This window comes from Pseudarthrobacter sulfonivorans (assembly GCF_001484605.1).
GTDB lineage: Bacteria > Actinomycetota > Actinomycetes > Actinomycetales > Micrococcaceae > Arthrobacter > Arthrobacter sulfonivorans_A.
In genome coordinates this window covers 612,691-630,260 of the sequence record NZ_CP013747.1, presented here as the reverse complement: position 1 = coordinate 630,260, position 17,570 = coordinate 612,691, and the positions used below count along the sequence as shown (strand labels likewise).

Annotated in this window: 16 protein-coding genes; 10 read left to right on the top strand and 6 right to left on the bottom strand. The window is 65.3% G+C overall.

Annotated features, from left to right (window positions below):
- Position 1: 1 nt before the first annotated feature.
- The 4 genes from AU252_RS02765 to AU252_RS02750 form a co-directional block, all read right to left on the bottom strand.
- Complete coding sequence (locus AU252_RS02765; RefSeq protein WP_058929420.1) at positions 2 to 1,141, bottom strand: bifunctional 2-methylcitrate synthase/citrate synthase; 1,140 nt, start codon at positions 1,139 to 1,141, stop codon at positions 2 to 4.
- Between the two features lie 74 nt (positions 1,142 to 1,215).
- The gene (gene prpB, locus AU252_RS02760) at positions 1,216 to 2,121 is read right to left on the bottom strand and encodes a methylisocitrate lyase (RefSeq protein WP_058929419.1); all 906 of its coding nucleotides are present in this window, start codon (positions 2,119 to 2,121) and stop codon (positions 1,216 to 1,218) included.
- A 33-nt stretch (positions 2,122 to 2,154) separates the two neighbouring features.
- The gene (locus tag AU252_RS02755) at positions 2,155 to 3,675 is read right to left on the bottom strand and encodes an MmgE/PrpD family protein (protein WP_058929418.1); all 1,521 of its coding nucleotides are present in this window, start codon (positions 3,673 to 3,675) and stop codon (positions 2,155 to 2,157) included.
- Positions 3,676 to 3,686: 11 nt separating this feature from the next.
- Positions 3,687 to 4,328 carry a GntR family transcriptional regulator gene (locus AU252_RS02750; RefSeq protein ID WP_058929417.1) on the bottom strand — a complete coding sequence of 214 codons (642 nt, stop codon included), beginning with the start codon at positions 4,326 to 4,328 and terminating at the stop codon, positions 3,687 to 3,689.
- Positions 4,329 to 4,518: 190 nt separating this feature from the next.
- On the opposite strand from AU252_RS02750, the gene AU252_RS02745 reads away from it, so the two are divergent.
- The 3 genes from AU252_RS02745 to AU252_RS02735 are packed head-to-tail and all read left to right on the top strand — an operon-like array spanning position 4,519 to position 7,867.
- Positions 4,519 to 5,085, top strand: coding sequence for a dihydrofolate reductase family protein (locus tag AU252_RS02745; RefSeq protein WP_058929416.1), 567 nt, complete (start codon positions 4,519 to 4,521; stop codon positions 5,083 to 5,085).
- Between the two features lie 57 nt (positions 5,086 to 5,142).
- The gene (locus tag AU252_RS02740) at positions 5,143 to 6,726 is read left to right on the top strand and encodes an NCS1 family nucleobase:cation symporter-1 (RefSeq protein WP_083510231.1); all 1,584 of its coding nucleotides are present in this window, start codon (positions 5,143 to 5,145) and stop codon (positions 6,724 to 6,726) included.
- A 43-nt stretch (positions 6,727 to 6,769) separates the two neighbouring features.
- Positions 6,770 to 7,867 (top strand): pyridoxal-phosphate-dependent aminotransferase family protein, encoded by a 1,098-nt coding sequence (locus tag AU252_RS02735; protein WP_058929415.1) that lies wholly within the window; start codon positions 6,770 to 6,772, stop codon positions 7,865 to 7,867.
- Positions 7,868 to 7,882: 15 nt separating this feature from the next.
- Here the strand turns inward: AU252_RS02735 and AU252_RS02730 are convergent, their stop codons facing one another.
- Entirely contained in the window at positions 7,883 to 8,596 is a 714-nt protein-coding gene (locus AU252_RS02730; RefSeq protein WP_058929414.1) for a response regulator, read from the bottom strand.
- Positions 8,593 to 10,233, bottom strand: coding sequence for a sensor histidine kinase (locus AU252_RS02725; protein ID WP_058929413.1), 1,641 nt, complete (start codon positions 10,231 to 10,233; stop codon positions 8,593 to 8,595). The genes AU252_RS02730 and AU252_RS02725 overlap by 4 nt, the downstream gene beginning before the upstream one ends.
- Positions 10,234 to 10,374: 141 nt before the next feature.
- Here AU252_RS02725 and AU252_RS02720 point away from each other — a divergent pair, with 141 nt between their 5' ends.
- The 7 genes from AU252_RS02720 to cmk all read left to right on the top strand — a co-directional run bounded on the left by AU252_RS02720 (position 10,375) and on the right by cmk (position 17,541).
- Positions 10,375 to 11,718 (top strand): cation:dicarboxylate symporter family transporter, encoded by a 1,344-nt coding sequence (locus tag AU252_RS02720; protein ID WP_058929412.1) that lies wholly within the window; start codon positions 10,375 to 10,377, stop codon positions 11,716 to 11,718.
- A 236-nt stretch (positions 11,719 to 11,954) separates the two neighbouring features.
- The gene (locus AU252_RS02715; RefSeq protein ID WP_056342349.1) at positions 11,955 to 12,854 is read left to right on the top strand and encodes a ParA family protein; all 900 of its coding nucleotides are present in this window, start codon (positions 11,955 to 11,957) and stop codon (positions 12,852 to 12,854) included.
- A 7-nt stretch (positions 12,855 to 12,861) separates the two neighbouring features.
- Positions 12,862 to 13,674: a segregation and condensation protein A gene (locus AU252_RS02710; protein WP_058929411.1), complete on the top strand. Its 813-nt coding sequence runs from the start codon at positions 12,862 to 12,864 to the stop codon at positions 13,672 to 13,674.
- 35 nt (positions 13,675 to 13,709) lie between these two features.
- Complete coding sequence (gene scpB, locus AU252_RS02705; protein ID WP_058932704.1) at positions 13,710 to 14,333, top strand: SMC-Scp complex subunit ScpB; 624 nt, start codon at positions 13,710 to 13,712, stop codon at positions 14,331 to 14,333.
- 110 nt (positions 14,334 to 14,443) lie between these two features.
- On the top strand, positions 14,444 to 15,715 hold the full coding sequence (locus tag AU252_RS02700; RefSeq protein WP_058929410.1) for a pseudouridine synthase: 1,272 nt from the start codon (positions 14,444 to 14,446) through the stop codon (positions 15,713 to 15,715).
- A gap of 3 nt (positions 15,716 to 15,718) precedes the next feature.
- Complete coding sequence (locus tag AU252_RS02695; RefSeq protein ID WP_058929409.1) at positions 15,719 to 16,828, top strand: prephenate dehydrogenase; 1,110 nt, start codon at positions 15,719 to 15,721, stop codon at positions 16,826 to 16,828.
- Entirely contained in the window at positions 16,828 to 17,541 is a 714-nt protein-coding gene (cmk, locus tag AU252_RS02690) for a (d)CMP kinase (protein WP_058929408.1), read from the top strand. Before AU252_RS02695 ends, cmk begins: the two co-directional genes overlap by 1 nt.
- Positions 17,542 to 17,570 lie beyond the last annotated feature (29 nt).

The window sequence follows — 17,570 nt, the reverse complement described above, 5'->3', positions numbered from 1 at the left end:
ATTACGGAACGTGCCGTTCGTCCGGTCCGTTGTACTCGCTCAGCGGGCGGATCAGGGAGTTGCTGGCTGCCTGTTCCATGATGTGGGCGGTCCACCCGGTGATGCGGCTGGCCACAAACAGGGGAGTGAACGTGGCAGTGTCGAAGCCCATCAGGTGGTAGGTGGGGCCGGCCGGGTAGTCGAGGTTCGGTTTGATGGCCTTGGCCTCGTCCATGGCCTGCTCGAGGCCGTTGTACAGCCCCAGCAGTTCAGGGCGGCCGTAGTGGGCGATCATCTTGTCCAGCGCGGCCTTCATGGTGGGGACGCGGGAGTCCCCGTGCTTGTAGACGCGGTGGCCGAAGCCCATGACCTTTTTCTTCTGGGCCAGTGCATCCTCCATCCATGCCCTGGCGCGGGCGGCCGCTTCATCCAGTGATTCCTCGGGCCGGATGCCGATCTCGTCGAAGGTGTGCATCACGGCTTCGTTGGCGCCGCCATGAAGCGGGCCTTTGAGTGCGCCGATCGCGCCCGTTACTGCCGAGTGCAGGTCGGATAGGCTGGACGTGATCACGCGGGCGGTGAAGGTGGAGGCGTTGAAGGAGTGCTCGGCGTACAGGATCATCGAGACGTTGAAGGCCTCCACGACCTCCGGGACCTGGTCTTCACCGAACGCCATCCACAGGAAGTTTTCCGAGTAGCCCAGGTCATCCCGGGGCTCCACGACTTCCTGGCCGCGCCGGCGTCGCTGGTCGTAGGCGACCACCGCGGGCATGGCGGCGAAGAGATCCACGGCCTTGGCCATGTTGGCCTCGGGCGAGGAGTCCTCGGCCAGAGGGTGGCGTGCGCCCATGACGGATGCTGCGGTCCGGCAGACATCCATCGGGTGGGCGGTAGTGGGAATTGTGTCGACGATCTTCTTCACCACAGGATCAAGGGCGCGGCCGGCACGCTCGCGGGCAGAGAACGCGGACAGTTCTTCAGGGGTGGGCAGTTCGCCGTTCCACAAGAGGAAGGCCACTTCCTCGAAGCTGCATCTGGCGGCGAGCTCCTGGACGGGATAGCCGCGGTACAGCAGCGAATTGGTGTCCGGGTTGACCTTCGAAACCGCGGTGTAGTCCACCACGACGCCGGCCAGGCCCTTCTTGATATCAACAGCTTCCATGCTGTCCTCCTTCGTTCATTGGGCAAGCCCGGATGTGCCGGAATGCTTGCAGTCTCCTTGGTGGCTCTCGGGTCCTAGCGGACGCCGGGAATTTGGAAGTTGAAAACGCCGGTATCGAAGTGGTTGTAGGCCTCATAGTCCACAAGGTCATAAAGCCGCGCACGGGTGAGCATGTTCTCCACCTGTGCTTCCTGCGACCCTGTTGCCTTGATCGATTCCAGAGTACGCTCTGCTGCGCCCATGGCAATGCGCAGCAGCGTGACCGGGTAAATGACCATGTTGACGCCCACACCCTGCAGCTGGTCCACGGTGAACAGATCGCTCTTGCCGAACTCGGTCATGTTGGCAAGGATCGGCACGTCCACGGCGTCGCGGATGGCCTGGAACTCGGACAGGTCCTTCATCGCTTCCGGGAAGATGGCGTCCGCACCGGCTTCCACGAGGGCCCGTGCCCGGTCCTTGGCGGCTTCGATTCCCTCCACGGCGCGGATATCGGTCCGGGCCATGATGAGGAAGTTCGGATCGCGGCGGGCATCAGCCGCGGCGCGGATGCGCTTGGTGGCCGTGTCCTGGTCCACCACGTTCTTGCCATCCAGGTGCCCGCAGCGCTTGGGGTTGAACTGGTCTTCGATGTGGCAGCCGGCCAGGCCGGCGTTCTCCAGTTCCTGGATGCTGCGGGCCACGTTCATGGGCTCGCCGAAGCCGGTGTCCGCGTCCACCAGCGTAGGCAGGTCGGTCATGCGGGCGATCTGCCCGGCACGCGTGGCCACCTCGGTGAGGGTGGTCAGCCCAATGTCCGGCAGGCCAAGGTCATTGGCCAGCACGGCTCCGGAGACGTAAACACCGGCGAAGCCCTTTTCCTCGATCAGCCGCGCCGAGAGCGGGTTGAAGGCGCCCGGGAACTGTTGGATGGTGCCGGACGCGAGCATGTCGCGCAGCGCGATCCGCTTCTGTTCCGGGGTTGTCTTGGAATACAGCATCTGGTTCTCCTGTGCGGGGTGGGTAAGCAGAGCTTAGAAGAGGCCGGCGGGTGCGTTGCTGAGGTCGATGACACCCGGAGCGGCGGTGATGTTCAGCTGGTCCAGTTCGCCCGGGCCCAGGTCCGGGAGGCTTTCGGCGGCCGCGAGGAAACGCTCGATTTCCGCCTCGGCGACCAGGCCGGCTGCCAGGCTGCGGAACTTGTTGATGTACTGCTGGCGGGCGAACGGCCGGGCGCCGAGCGGGTGGGCGTCGGCTACGGCGATCTGGTCGGTGATGACCGTGCCGTCGGTGAGGGTGATTTCCACGGAACCGCCGAAGGCCTTCTCGGCGATGTCCAGCGAGTGGTAGCGGCGGGTCCATTCGGGGTCTTCCACGGTGCTGACCTTGTTCCACAGCTCCACGGTGTCGGCGCGGCCGGCACGCTCAGGACTGTAGGAGTCAACGTGGTGCCAGGAGCCGTCCTGGAGTGCCACGGTGAAGATGTACGGGATGGAGTGGTCCAGGGTTTCCCGGCTGGCCGTGGGGCTGTACTTCTGGGGGTCGTTGGCGCCGGAACCGATCACGTAGTGCGTGTGGTGGCTGGTCTTGATCAGGACCGAGGCCACGTTGGACGGGTCCGTTGCCTCGGGGTGCTCGGCGTGGAGCTTGCGGGCCAGGTCGATCCAGGCCTGGGCCTGGTATTCGGCGGAGTGTTCCTTGGTGTACGTGTCCATGATGGCCCGCTTGGCTTCGCCGGCCTCGGGCAGGGGGACTTCGTAGGAGGCGTCCGGGCCGTCCAGCATCCAGGCGATCACGCCGTCTTCACCTTCGTAGATCGGCACGGGGGAGGTCTGGCCGCGCATGGAGCGGTCCACGGCTTCCACCGCCATCTTGCCCGCGAACGCCGGTGCGTGGGCCTTCCAGGTGGAGATCTCACCCTTGCGGGATTGCCGGGTGGCGGTGGTGGTATGCAGCGCCTGGCCGACGGACTGGAAGATCGTCTCGACGTCCAGGCCCAGGAGCGTGCCGATACCGGCGGCGGCGGACGGGCCGAGGTGCGCCACGTGGTCGATCTTGTGCTTGTGCAGGCAGATGGCCTTGACCAGGTTGACCTGGATCTCGTAGCCGGTGGCAATGCCGCGGATCAGGTCCTTACCGCTCGCGCCGACGTGCTGGCCCACGGCGAGAATCGGCGGGATGTTGTCGCCCGGGTGCGAGTAGTCAGCCGCCAGGAACGTGTCGTGGTAATCAAGCTCGCGGACGGCCACGCCGTTGGCCCAGGCTGCCCACTCGGGGGAGACGCGGTCCGTTATGCCGAAGACGCCGGCTCCCTTGCCGTTGGTGGTCGGTGCGTGGGTCAGCGCCTGGGCGCGGGCAGCCACGATCGGGCCGCGGTTCAGGGAGGCGATGGCCACGGAGGCGTTGTCGATGACACGGTTGATGACCATCTCGGTGACCTCGGGAGTGACCTCGACGGCGTCGGCGGCGACGACGGCGATCTTGTGCGCCAGCTGGTCTTCGCGGGGGAGGTTCTCTTCGCTCTTGTAGACGCGGACGTGGTTGAGCTTAACCATGGTGCTCCTTCTTAGTGCTGTGGGTGGGTGGCTTTGACGTGGGAAAGGCTGCGGTGCAGGTGCAGGGTGGTGGCTGCCTCGGCGAGCCTGGCGTTGCCAGCGGCGATGGCCTCCGCGATGGCCGCGTGTTCGACGGCGGCCGCGTTCAGACGCGGGGCGTCATCGGCGGCGAGGCGGCGGACCCGGACCAGATGGACACGCAGGCTGCGCATCGCCTGGGCGAGGTAGGAGTTGGAGATGGCGGCGTCGATCGCCTCATCCAACCGGCCCACCAGGGCGTAGTACTCATGCCGGGCGGGATCGGCGTCGCTGATCAGCTCCTGCGCCCGCAGGAGATCCGCGTGGAGTTTCTCAAAGACCGCGCGCTCGCCGCGTTCGGCAGCGAGGGCGGCTGCCTTGCCCTCCAGGGTTTCGCGGAGCTCGAACATCTCGTCGATGTCCTCCAGTGAGATGTCGGTGACGACGACGCCGCGGCCGCCCGCCGCCGTCGTCAGTCCTTCCGCGCTGAGCCGGCTCAGCGCCTCCCGGACGGGAGTGCGTGAGACGCCCAGGCGTTCCGACTGCTCCACCTCGGCAAGGACCGTTCCGGGTGCCAGTCGCCATTCGATAATGTCTTCGCGAAGCGTTGCGTAGGCTTTGTCGCTGGCCCGCATGGTCCCTCCCTTCAATCGGCTGCTTAGGAACAGTGTATACACGAATTGCCATTGAGCCCAGTAAATTGGCGAAAACCGACACTAACACGTCATCTGTGTATACAAATACATTCGGCGCCCTCGTCCAGCCCGGGCCAGCGCTACAAGATGGGGCTCGTTGACCGCGCGCCAGCGGACTACAGTTGGCGCCATGCGAAAACTCATCGTCCAGCAGTGGGTTACCGTCGACAACATCGCCGCGGAAGAGGACGGCGGACTCAGCTTCGTGTCCGGGGAGCCCTTTTCCGAGACCACCAACAAGGCGTTCAAGGCAAGCGTGATGGGGCTCATCGACACGGTCGACACGATGATTCTCGGCGCGAATACTTACGCCCAGTCCAAGGACTACTGGCCGTATGCCGACGAGCAGGGCGAGTACGGCGAGAAGCTCAACAACCTCACCAAGTTCGTTGCCTCGTCGACGCTGGATGACGCCCCCTGGGGCGACTTTCCCGCCGCGACCGTGACGCACGACCCGGCCGCCACCATCCGGGAGCTCAAGGAGCAGGGCGGCAAGGACATCTGGCTGTGGGGGAGCTTGACGCTCATGCACTCCCTGCTGGACGCCGGCATCGTCGACGAAGTCCGGATGCTGGTCTGCCCGGCGTCACGCGGCAAGGGAACGCGCATCTTCGAGGATCGGCAGGACCTGCTGCTGGTCGAGGCCACCGGGTTCGAAAACGGTGTGGTACTTCTGCGCTACGAGATCAAGAAATAGGCGGAAAGTCCGATTTTTTGCCGGCAATGCCGTTTCCGTCCTACGGAGGTCTGCATTATGTCCCACCAAAACGATCCCGGCGCGCATGACGAGCACGGGCATCCGCATCTGATTGACCCTGAGCCGTGGGGCACCGGTGACCCCGCGGTCGAGGAAATCGTGAGGGGGGAGCCATCCACTCGGGTCCGGGTGCCCGCGGGCGTGAGCCCCCGGCTCTATAACGAGGACCTGGCGCCCACCACGCGCAAGGGGCGCACCTGGCACGCCTACAGCATCTTCACGCTCTGGGCGAACGACGTGCACTCGCTGGGCAATTACGTGTTTGCCATCGGATTGTTCGCCCTGGGATTGGGCGCCTGGCAGATCATGCTCGCCTTCCTGCTCGGCGCCGTCCTGCTGTTCCTTCTCCTGAACCTTTCGGGGTTCATGGGCGAGCGGACCGGCGTGCCGTTCCCGGTCATGAGCAGGATCGCGTTCGGCATCCGGGGCTCCAATATCCCCGCCATCATCCGCGGCGCCGTGGCCGTCGCCTGGTTCGGCATCCAAACCTATCTGGCCTCGGTGGTGCTTCGTGTGCTGATCCTAGCCCTCGCGCCGTCGCTGGCACCGCTCGATACGGACTCGTTCCTCGGGCTCTCGACCCTGGGCTGGATCTCGTTCGTTTCGCTGTGGGCGGTGCAGACGGGGATCGTGAGCTTCGGCATGGAGATGATCCGCAAGTACGAGGCGTTCGCTGGCCCCATCATCCTGGTCACCATGCTCACGCTGGCCGTCTGGATGTTGGTGGAAGCCGGCGGGACCATCGCCTGGTCCACCGCCGACTCGCTGACAGGCCCGGTGATGTGGGTGCGGATTTTCCAGTCGGCCGCGCTGTGGGTGGTCGTTTACGGGACGTTCGTGCTGAACTTCTGCGATTTCACCCGGGGCGCACCGTCCAGGCGGTCGGTGGTGCGGGGCAACTTCTTCGGCATCCCCATCAACATGCTCTTCTTCGCCGCCATCGTCGTTGTCCTCGCCGGCGCCCAGTACAGGATCGACGGTACGGTCATCGAGTCGCCCACCGACGTCGTCAACGCCATCCCGAACACGCTCCTGCTGGTGCTGGCCTGCCTGGCCCTGATCATCCTGACGGTGGCCGTGAACCTCATGGCCAACTTCGTGGCACCCATATACACGCTGGCCCACCTTTTCCCGCGGACGCTGAACTTCCGCCGCGCAGCCATTATCTCCGCGGTGATCGGCCTGGTGATCCTGCCCTGGAACCTGTACAACTCGCCCGTGGTCATCGTCTACTTCCTCGGCGGGCTGGGCGCCCTCCTGGGACCACTGTTCGGCGTCATCATGGCCGACTACTGGCTGGTCCGTAACGGTAAGGTCAACATTCCGGATTTGTACTCGGATTCCCCCGACGGGGAGTACGCCTACACCCGTGGCGTCAACCGGAAGGCCGTTATCGCGGGCACACCGGCTGCGATCGTCGCGCTGGTGCTTGCCCTCGTCCCTGCGTTCACGTATATCTCCGGCTTCTCCTGGTTCGTCGGCGCGATCCTGGCCGCCGTCACGTACCTGCTGATCATGGATCGCCGTACGCCGTTCCACGCCGTCAACGGCGAGGATATCGCCGTCGCACCGAAGCACTGACCGGCCCGACAAGGGCAAAGAGTCCCCCAACGAAGGAGTTCCAATGCCACAGGCTTTGACCTCGCGGTTCCTGTTCGGTCCGGGACCGAGCAACTGCTACCCGGAAGTGACCGCCGCGTTGGCGCATCCGGTGATTGGGCACCTGGATCCGGTCTTCATTGAACGGCTCGACAACACCTGCGAAGGCCTCCGCACGGTCTGGGGGACTCAGAATGCCCGCACACTGCCCTTGAGCGTCACCGGTTCCGGCGGCATGGAAGCGGCTTTTGTGAACACCGTGGACGACGGCGATGTAGCAGTGATCGCCGTCAACGGCCTCTTCGGTGAGCGCATGTGTGAGGTGGCCCGCCGCTGCGGCGCCACCGTGGTTCGTGTAGACCACGAATGGGGCACGCCCATCGACGTCGAACGCGTCCTGGCGGCCAACCCGCGGCCGAAGGTGATTGCGGCCGTCCACGCCGAAACGTCAACTGGCGTGCTGTCCGACGTCGCATCGCTCGGGCAGAACAAGGGTGATGCGCTGTTAATTGTCGACGCCGTGACATCCATCGGCGGGCTGGAACTCCTGGCAGACGACTGGGGAATCGACGTCGGCTATGCCGGCACCCAGAAATGCCTCGGCGTGCCACCGGGGCTGTCGCCCTTCACGATGTCGGGCATGGCCTTCGAGCGACGGATCAAGAATCCCCGCTCCTGGTACCTGGACGTCGGTCTGCTCGGCGGTTACGTCGGGGCCGCCAGCGGCAGCGGTCGAACCTACCACCACACGCCGCCGGTCACCATGATCGCCGGTCTCGAGGCGGGCTTGCAAAGAATCCTGGCCGAGGGACTGGACGCGGTCCAGGCGCGCCACCGCGCGGCAGGGGCCGCGTTGCAGGCAGGGCTCCAGGAGATGGGACTTGAGCTGTTCGCGGCCGAGGGCCACCGGCTGCCCAGCCTTACCACTGTCAAGGTCCCGGACGGCGTCGACTCCGCGGCCGTGCGCCGCCATCTGCTGGAGCACTTCAGCATCGAGATTGGCTCAGGGGCGGGCAAGTACACTTCCAGCATCTGGCGGATCGGAATGATGGGCCCGAACGCAAACGCCGCATCAGTGACTCTGGCGCTGGGGGCCCTCAAGGAAGCCATCTCCGCTGCCTAGCCACACTCTGTAGTATCAGGGCCGCTTCCAGCCGTATTCGTTCTCCGGCCTGCCGGGCGTGCCGTAGCGGGGCGCTCGCGAAACGCGGCCGGCGTCGGCGAGGTATTCGAGGTAGCGCCTGGCGGTCACGCGGGACATGCCCAGGGCGGCCATGACTTCCGTAGCTGAAACAGATTCCGAATGCTGTTTCAGGTACGTCTGGACCGAGTCGAGAGTGGAGACTGAGAGGCCCTTGGGCAGGGGCAGTTCCGACGGCGCCCGGAGGCTTGCGAAGGCCTGGTCCACCTCGCTCTGGGAGGCGCCGGTCCTGCCGGCACCGGCCTCCGGGGAAGCCAGTTGCTGCCGGAACAGCCGGTAGCTGGAGAGCTTGTCCTCGAACGTGGCAAACGTGAAGGGCTTGATCAGGTACTGGACCACGCCGATGGCGACGGCGCTGCGGACAATCGCCACTTCCCGGACCGCGGTGATGGCAATGATGTCCGCCAGGATTCCTGCCGCACGCATCCGCCGGGCGATGTCCAGGCCATGCAGGTCCGGAAGGTTCATGTCGAGGAGGACCAGTTCCACCGGCTGGCCGGCGGCCGCCAGATCCGTCAGGAGCCTGAGCGCGGACTGGCCGTCAGGGGCCGTCCCGGCAACAGTGAACCCTGCCATCCTCCCCACATAGGCCGCGTGCGCGGCCGAGGCCACCGGTTCGTCCTCCACAACGAGGACGCGGATATCGGTCACTGGAACTGCTCCTCTTTGTCGGTCCCGGCGGCCATGGCCGGCAGGAAGACATGGAAGCGTGCGCCGTCCTTGCCTGTGATGGTCATGGTACCGTCCAGGCGCTGCACGGCCTGGCGGACGAGGGCCAGGCCAATGCCGCGTCCAAACGGACCGGAGGCCTTGGTACTGAAGCCGTGCCGGAAAATGTCCTCCACGGCGGCGGGGTCCACGCCGGGGCCGGAATCCGCCACCGTGATGTCCAGGCCCTCGACATCGGACTCCACGGTCAGCTCCACTGTCCTGGGAACCGCGCCATCCGCGGCGGCGTCGATCGCGTTGTCCAGGAGGTTTCCCAGGATGGTGACAAGGTCCTGGACAGCCAGGCCGGCAACGGACGCGGACCCCTCGGTGGAGAGCGTCAGCTTCACTCCGCGCTCATTCGCTTCGGCGGCCTTCCCCATGATCAGGGCGCTGAGGACCGGCTCGTCCACGGAACTCACCATCTCGTCGGTCAGCTGCTGGCTCAGTTCGAGATCCTTGGTGGCGAATTCCAGGGCCTCCCGGGTTCGGCCCAGCTCCAGCAGGGAAACCATGGTGTGCAGCCGGTTGGCGTGCTCGTGGGTCTGGGCGCGGAGGGCGTCGGACAGCGTCCGCATCGTTTCGAGTTCACTGCCCAGCGATTCGATCTCCGTCCGGTCCCGGATGGTGGCCACGGTGCCGAACACCGCGGGGCGGCGGAGGCCGGGAGAGTCGGGCCCGACGGCCGGGCCCTGGTTCACCACCACGATCCGCGGGCCCGTCAGGTGGATTTCGTCGTGGGCCGTGCGGCCGGATTCAAAGAGTTCCTTCAGGCTGGGGGCCAGCGGGAGGTCCGTCAGGGAGGGCGGCCGGGACGGATCGTTTTCCGAATCGCGCGGCTCCAGTCCCAGCAGCTCAGCGGCCTGGTCGTTGTACATCACCACCCGGCCCTTGGTGTCGATCAGGATCAGCCCCTCACGCACGGAATGCAGGACCGATTCGTAGTAGGCGAACAGCTGCGCCAGCTGCTCCGGCCCCCACCCCCTGGTCACGCGGCGCAGGTAGCGGCCCAACAGCCAGGACGCCAAGGATCCGCCCACGAGCAGGGCCAGGCCGAGGACCAGCAGTGCGGGCAGCCGGCCGGAAAGTGCCACGTCAACTGTCCGGACCGTGACGCCGGCGGCAACCAGCGCCTTGACGTTCCCCGCGGCATCTTTGACCGGAACAACAGTCCGCACCGACGGCCCCAGCGTTCCTGCTGTGACCTCGGTGAAGACTTCGCCACGCAGCGACGCCTCGATGGAGCCGATGTACGGCCTGCCCAGCTCCTCGTCCCGGGGATGCGTCCACCGCGTTCTGTCCGGCGCCATGATGGTGAGGAAGTCCGCTCCGGATCCGGCCATGACGTCCAGGGCGTAGGGCTGGAGCAACGCCGACGGATCCGTACGGTCCGCGGCCTGGAGGACCAGGGGATTGGCGGCGACGGCGGCAGCAACACCCGCCATCCGCCGGCCGGCTTCCTCATAGCTCCGGTCCCTGGCATCGACGAAGGTGGCGGTGCCGGCCACCGCAATGAAGGCCAGCACAATGAGCAGATTCGCCACGAACAGCCTGCGGGCGATACTCCAGCGGTGGAACATCAAGCACCTCCCATGACCAATATGAACGCAACAGTGAGCTAAGTCACGGTGTGGCCAATGATGGATATCACACCGGACCGACGCGATGAGCCCAGAGAATGCGCCGCAGCGTCTACCAGATTATCCATAAGGAGACACATCATGGCTTCTCAACGAGGAGAGTCGCTCGGCACCGTGGAGACGCGGCGCAAGGGCCTGGACAAATCGCACTACCTTTACATTGCCGTTATTGCCGCCGTCATCCTGGGCGCCGTCGTCGGCCTGCTGTTCCCCGAGGTCGGCAAATCACTGAAGCCCCTCGGCGACGGCTTTATCAAGCTCATCAAAATGATGATTGCACCGATCATCTTCTGCACCATCGTCCTGGGAATCGGCTCCATCGCCAAAGCCGCAACGGTCGGCAAGGTCGGCGGCCTGGCCCTGGGCTACTTCGTCGCCATGTCCACCTTTGCCTTGGGTATCGGCCTTGTCGTCGGCAACCTCATCCACCCGGGTGAGGGTTTGAAGCTGGCGGCGTACGACCCTAACAAAAAGGCGGAAGTAGACAGCACCGTTGCCTTCCTCCTGGGCATCATTCCGGGCGACATTCCGGTTCTGCCCACGCTCTTCGCCGCCATCCTCGTAGGCTTCGCCCTCCAAAAGATGGGCCCACAGGGCGCTCCTGTCCTCAAGGCCATCGGCCACGGCCAAGTGCTGGTATTCCGCATCCTCATCATGATCATGTGGCTTGCCCCCGTCGGAGCTTTCGGTGCCATCGCCGCCGTCGTCGGAGCCACCGGCTTCCAGGCGATCGTCAGCATGTTCACCCTGATGGCCGCTTTCTACATCACCTGCGCACTGTTCATCGTCATCATCCTGGGTGGCCTGCTCAAGGTGGTTACCGGCGTCAACATCTTCAAGCTCATGAAGTACTTGGGCCGCGAGTACCTCCTGATCTTCTCCACCTCCTCCTCCGAGGCAGCCCTTCCACGCCTCATCGCCAAGCTGGAACACCTGGGGATCTCCAAGCCCGTCGTCGGCGTCACCGTCCCCACCGGCTACTCCTTCAACCTGGACGGCACGGCCATCTACCTGACCATGGCGTCCCTGTTCGTGGCCAACGCCATGGGCACGCCGCTGGATCTCGGAGCGCAGATTTCCCTGCTGATCTTCATGATCATTGCCTCCAAGGGTGCCGCCGGCGTCACCGGTGCCGGCCTGGCCACTCTGGCTGCTGGTCTCCAGGCGCACGCGCCCCAGCTGCTGGGGGGCGTGGGCATGATCGTTGGTATCGACCGCTTCATGTCCGAGGCCCGCGCACTGACCAACTTCACCGGCAACGCGGTTGCCACCGTGCTGATTGGGACCTGGGTCAAGGAAATCGACAACAAGCAGGTGGGCGAAGTCCTCTCCGGCCAGGCCCCGTTCGACGAGCAGACCATGATCGCCGGACATGGCGAGCCGATGACGGCTTCTCCCAAGGAGCCGGTGCTGGTCAACGCCTAACGCGGCACTGAATCTGACCAAGCTGCGGACCGCCCGCACAGCCCCGGCTGTGCGGGCGGTTCCTGCGTGCGGCAGGCTAACCTTCGACCTCTACCAGAAGGTCAAGGCTCAGAATCCACGCAAAGTCAAGTTCCCTCGAATACCGTGTCGGGGCCTGTAGCCTAGGTGGAAAGCAGGATCGGCGCTGGAGTTCCAGCGGCAGGAAAATCACCGTCATCGAAAGTGTGGATAGATACGTGAGCAGCGAACAGGGTTCGGCAACTCTGGAAGGCACGGAACTCGATCTGGAAGACGCCGTGATGGGTCCCACCGGGCGCCCCCACCGCGAATTTCCGGAACCCGCCCCGCTGTCGTCCCACGGTCCCGCGCGCGTGATCGCCATGGTCAACCAAAAGGGCGGCGTCGGCAAGACCACGTCCACCATCAACCTGGCAGCGGCCCTGGCCGAATACGGCCGCAGGGTGCTGCTGGTTGACTTCGACCCGCAGGGCGCGCTGTCCGCGGGCCTGGGCATCAACCCGCACGAACTGGACCTGACGGTCTACAACGTCCTCATGGACCGCAAGGTGGACATCCGCGACGCCATCCACCAGACCGGCGTCGAAAACGTGGACCTGCTGCCGGCCAACATCGACCTCTCCGCCGCAGAAGTGCAGCTGGTCAATGAAGTCGCCCGTGAGCAGGTCCTGGACAGGGCGCTGAAAAAAGTCGAAGACGATTACGACGTCGTCCTGATTGACTGCCAGCCCTCCCTGGGCCTGCTGACGGTCAACGCCCTGACCGCCGCCCACGGCGTGATCATCCCGCTGATCTGCGAGTTTTTCGCGCTCCGTGCGGTAGCCCTGCTGGTGGAAACCATCGACAAGGTCCAGGACAGGCTGAATCCCGGCCTGCAGGTTGATGGTGTCCTGGCCACCATGTACGACGCCCGCACGCTCCACAGCCGCGAAGTCATCACCCGCCTGGTGGAAGCCTTCGGCGACAAAGTCTTCGAGACGGTCATCAAACGCTCCATCAAGTTCGCGGACGCCACTGTCGCGGCCGAGCCGATCACCAGCTACGCCGGCAGCCACATCGGCGCCGATGCCTACCGCCGCCTGGCCAAAGAGCTGATTTCGCGCGGCGGCGCACCCTAAACACGCCGTGGCCGAGTCCAAACCCGGCTTTGAGGTGCGGCTTGCCAACTTCACCGGCCCGTTCGACCTCCTGCTGGGCCTGATCGCCAAGCACCAGCTGGACATCACCGAGGTGGCCATTGCCACCGTCACTGATGAGTTCATCAAGTACATCAGGAAGCTCCAGAAGCTCGGCGAGGAATGGGCGCTGGATGAAGCCAGCGAATTCCTGGTCATCGCCGCCACCCTCCTGGATCTCAAGGCCGCAAGGCTCCTGCCCGCCGGTGAGGTCGAGGACGACGAGGACATCGCCCTACTGGAAGCGCGGGACCTCCTTTTTGCGAGGCTCCTCCAATACAAGGCGTTCAAACAGGTGGCAGCCCTGATGGCCGGAACCCTGGAACAGGAAGCCAGCCGGTTTCCGCGTCAGGTTGCCTTGGAGGAGCACTTTGCCGCCATGCTCCCGGAACTGGTGTGGAAGCACACCCCGGACCAGTTCGCCCGCCTGGCCGAGTCCGCCCTGAAGGCCAAGACGCCGCGGCCCACCGAGGTGGGCCTTGCCCACCTGCATGGCAGCGCCGTCAGCGTGAAGGAACAGGCCGAGATCCTGGGGCTCCGGCTCCAGTTGGGGAAGCCACTGTCGTTCCGCGCGTTGATCGCCGATGCCGATTCCACCCTCGTGGTGGTGGCCAGGTTCCTGGCGTTGCTGGAGATGTTCCGGGACAGCGCAGTCTCCTTCGACCAGGTGTCGCCCCTAGGTGATCTCACTGTCCACTGGACCGTAGACGGCCGAGACTGGTCAACAGAAAACCTAAGCGAAGAATACGAGGAAATGTCGTGAGCCAAGAACTTCCGGAGCCTGGGGCGGAGCCGGGAATGGACGTCCGGGATCTTCCCGGCGGTGCCAAGGCTGCACTCGAGGCGGTCCTGATGGTCCTGGACCAACCTGCCAGCGCTACTGAGCTGGCGGCCGGGCTTAACCTGACCGTCGCCGTCGTCGAGCAGTTACTGGCGGAACTGCAGCGGGAGTATAGCGGCTATACTGTTAAAGCCCCGGACATGGACCGTGCCAGCGATGCTGGTTTCAGCGCCAGCCCCCGGGGTTTTGAATTGCGGAACATCGCCGGTGGCTGGCGGATCTACTCCCGCGCAGACTTTGCCGAGATCGTCGGACGGTTTGTGCTTGAGGGTCAGACGGCCAGGCTCACGCAGGCGGCCTTGGAAACACTGGCTGTCATCGCGTACCGCCAGCCTGTCTCCAGGGCCCGGGTGTCTGCAATTCGAGGAGTCAATGTCGATTCTGTCGTACGGACATTGACCCAGCGCGGGCTGATCGAAGATTCGGGACACGATCCTGAGTCGGGTGCCATCCTCTACCGGACCACGTCGTATTTCCTGGAACGGATGGGAATCGGCTCCGCAGCGGAACTGCCCCAGCTCTCACCCCATCTTCCGGGGCTTGAGGGCATCGCGGAGTTCTACGACGCCGACAGAATGTAGGCGGGAAATCCCGCATGCACATACGAATATTCATAAGGGCAGATAATTTCTGCATGGCTGGCTAGGGTTGTTCTTGGACAACCAGCGGGCCAAATAACGAAGGACGGGTCATGACACAGGCGGGACGCCAGGGTTCACCACGTAACAGTTCGGGACGCAACAGTTCAGAACGCAATGCCGGACAGGGCGGCGCCAGCCGTAATCCGGCGCAGGGCGGCGCAAGCCGTAACCCTGCACAGGGCGGCAGCGGCCGCCCCAGCGCGGCGGGCGGCGGATTCCGCGCCGGCGCAGGCAAGCGTAACGCCGGATTCGGCGGCGGCGACCGGCCGTACAAGGCCCCGAGGCCTCGCGAGGAGCCATTTGTGGATCCCGGCGACGCCCCGGCATCGTCACCGGCCGGCCGCGGTGCCTCCGACTGGAAGCCGGCCGGCAGCACAGCGGCGCGCAAGCCTGCTGCCCGCAAACCGGGCGCCAACAAGGCTCCCGGCACCCCGGGCGCACTCAAGCCCAAGCCGCGCACCGGCAGGCCCGGGGCGGCCGCGTCACGCGCCTTCGGCAGCGAACGGTTTGGCCAGAACCTTGGCCCCGTGCGGAAGCCTGCCCGCAAGCGTGGACCCCGCAGTGACGTTCAGCAGTCGGAAATGCACGACGCCGACGGCACGCGCCTGCAGAAGGTTATGGCCCAGGCCGGCGTGGCTTCGCGCCGCGTCTGCGAAGAGATGATCGCCGAAGGCCGAGTAGAGGTCGACGGCCAGGTTGTCACTGAGCTTGGTGTCCGCGTGGACCCCAAGACAGCAGTCATCCACGTTGATGGCCTGCGCATCCAGCTGGATGAAAACCTCGTGTACATGGTCTTCAACAAGCCCAAGGGCGTGGTGTCCACCATGGAAGACCCCGATGGCCGTCCCTGCATCAGTGATTTTGTGCGGAAGACCCACCAGGGCGAACGCCTGTTCCACGTGGGCCGGCTGGACGTCGCCACCGAAGGTCTGCTGCTGCTGACGAACGACGGCGAATTGGCCAACCGGCTGACCCACCCGTCCTACGAGGTCCCCAAGACCTACCTGGTCCAGGTCCGCGGCCCGTTCCCGCAGGGAGTTGGCGCCCAGCTCCGGGAAGGTGTGGAACTCGAGGATGGTTTTGCCTCGGTTGACTCCTTCAAGCTGGTGGACTCCACTCCGGGCCACGTGCTGATCGAAGTGATCCTGCACTCGGGCAAGAATCGGATTGTCCGTCGCCTGTTCGACGCCGTCGGGTTCCCGGTCCTGCGGCTGGTGCGCGTCAAGGTGGGTCCCATTGGCCTGGGCGACCAGCGCCAGGGCAGCATCCGCAACCTTGGCAAGCAGGAAGTCGGCCACCTGCTGGCATCCGTAGGACTCTGAGGCATGTCCGCATTTCGCTCCCACGGGCGGGGGCACCTCAATGGGCCGGTCGTGGTGATTGGCACCGGCCTGCTCGGTGCCAGCATCGGGCTGGGCCTGCGTGGGCGCGGCGTGCCCGTGTTCCTGTCTGACCCGTCGCCGACCAACCAGGCGGTGGCCGTCGACATCGGTGCCGGCCAGCCCCTGGACCAGCTCGGGGACGAGGCGCCAGAGCTTGTGGTGGTGGCAGCACCGCCGGACGTGACCGCCGACGTCGTGGCCCGTGCGCTTGCCGACTACCCGGATTCAGTGGTGGTTGACATAGCCAGCGTCAAGGCCGCCATCCTGGCGGAGTTGGGCGGCCGCGGCGCGGACCTCGCCCGCTATGTGGGCACCCATCCGATGGCAGGGCGCGAAAAGTCCGGGCCGGTTGCGGCCCGCGGCGAGCTCTTCACGTCCATGCCGTGGGTGGTTTGTCCGGGCCCGGAGTCATCCGCGGCTGCCGTGCAGACTGCGCGTTCCCTGGCCACGGACCTGGGAGCTGTGGTTTCCCAGTTCACTGCCGACGAACACGACGAAGCTGTGGCCTTGGTGTCGCACCTGCCCCAGATCATGTCCTCGCTGCTGGCCAGCCGGCTGCAGGGGACGCCGCTTCACGCGCTGTCCCTCGCCGGCAACGGCCTGCGGGACGTCACGCGGATCGCCGCCAGCGATCCCACGCTGTGGGTCCAGATCCTGGGCGGCAACGCAGGGAAGGTCGTGGAGATCCTTTACGGAGTCCGCGAGGACCTGAACCGGCTCATCGGCACGCTCGAGGAACCGTTGGCGCCGGGCGCCAGGCTTGACCTGGCCCAGCTGATCAGCGAAGGCAATGCCGGGCAGGCCCGTATTCCGGGCAAGCACGGTGGCCCGCCGCAGGCCTACTCCTGGCTGACGGTCCTCGTGGATGACCGGCCGGGACAGATCGCGCAGCTCCTCACCGAAATCGGTGAGATCGGCGTGAACGTGGAGGACCTTCGGCTGGACCATTCCTCGGGCCAGAACGTGGGCATGGTGGAACTGTCCGTGCTGCCGAACAAGCATGACCATCTGATCGAAGCACTCAACGACCGCGGATGGCGGGTATTGCAGTAATGACACAAGAACTTCTTGACACCCTTCCGGCCTTGCGCGTCGGCAGGCCTTTGGTGGTTGCCATCGACGGGCCGTCAGGCTCCGGCAAGTCCAGCGTGAGCAAGGAAGTGGCCCGCCGGCTGCACCTTGCCTACCTGGACACCGGCGCCATGTACCGGGCCCTGACCTGGTTCTGCGTCACCAGCGGAATTGATCTCAGTGACGCCGCCGCCGTGGAGCAGGCTTCCCGGGACCTGATCCTGGAACTGAGCACCACACCGCGGGAGGAATACGTCCGCGTGAACGGCGCCGACGTCACGGACGCCATCCGTGAACCGGCAATTTCGTCGGCGGTCAGTGCGGTGGCCACCACCCTGGGTGCCCGGACCGAACTGATCCGCCGGCAGCGTGAGCTTATTGAAAAGCACCACCGCCGCATCGTGGTGGAGGGCCGGGACATCACTACAGTCGTGGCCCCGGGCGCGGAAGTCCGCATGCTGCTGACTGCCAGTGAGGAGGCCCGGCTTCGCCGCCGCGGCATCCAGCTGGGCGGCACGCAGGATGCGGAGCAGCTCGCCGCCCAGGTCACCCACCGTGACGCCAAGGATTCCACGGTGGTGAACTTCACCCAGGCTGCCGACGGTGTTGTCACCCTGGATTCTTCCGATCTGGACTTCGCCGAGACCGTGGACGCGGCGCTCGTGATCGTCACGAAGGTGCTTAACCGTGACTGACCGCGGCGTGCGGCTTCCCTCCGGCCTGA

What these genes read in the sequence shown, in the direction of transcription:
- AU252_RS02765 (WP_058929420.1), bottom strand. Translation starts at nt 1,141, where the DNA reads ATGGAAGCTGTTGATATCAAGAAGGGCCTGGCCGGCGTCGTGGTGGAC.
- prpB (WP_058929419.1), bottom strand. Translation starts at nt 2,121, where the DNA reads ATGCTGTATTCCAAGACAACCCCGGAACAGAAGCGGATCGCGCTGCGC.
- AU252_RS02755 (WP_058929418.1), bottom strand. Translation starts at nt 3,675, where the DNA reads ATGGTTAAGCTCAACCACGTCCGCGTCTACAAGAGCGAAGAGAACCTC.
- AU252_RS02750 (WP_058929417.1), bottom strand. Translation starts at nt 4,328, where the DNA reads ATGCGGGCCAGCGACAAAGCCTACGCAACGCTTCGCGAAGACATTATC.
- AU252_RS02745 (WP_058929416.1), top strand. Translation starts at nt 4,519, where the DNA reads ATGCGAAAACTCATCGTCCAGCAGTGGGTTACCGTCGACAACATCGCC.
- AU252_RS02740 (WP_083510231.1), top strand. Translation starts at nt 5,143, where the DNA reads ATGTCCCACCAAAACGATCCCGGCGCGCATGACGAGCACGGGCATCCG.
- AU252_RS02735 (WP_058929415.1), top strand. Translation starts at nt 6,770, where the DNA reads ATGCCACAGGCTTTGACCTCGCGGTTCCTGTTCGGTCCGGGACCGAGC.
- AU252_RS02725 (WP_058929413.1), bottom strand. Translation starts at nt 10,233, where the DNA reads ATGTTCCACCGCTGGAGTATCGCCCGCAGGCTGTTCGTGGCGAATCTG.
- AU252_RS02720 (WP_058929412.1), top strand. Translation starts at nt 10,375, where the DNA reads ATGGCTTCTCAACGAGGAGAGTCGCTCGGCACCGTGGAGACGCGGCGC.
- scpB (WP_058932704.1), top strand. Translation starts at nt 13,710, where the DNA reads ATGGACGTCCGGGATCTTCCCGGCGGTGCCAAGGCTGCACTCGAGGCG.
- AU252_RS02700 (WP_058929410.1), top strand. Translation starts at nt 14,444, where the DNA reads ATGACACAGGCGGGACGCCAGGGTTCACCACGTAACAGTTCGGGACGC.
- AU252_RS02695 (WP_058929409.1), top strand. Translation starts at nt 15,719, where the DNA reads ATGTCCGCATTTCGCTCCCACGGGCGGGGGCACCTCAATGGGCCGGTC.
- cmk (WP_058929408.1), top strand. Translation starts at nt 16,828, where the DNA reads ATGACACAAGAACTTCTTGACACCCTTCCGGCCTTGCGCGTCGGCAGG.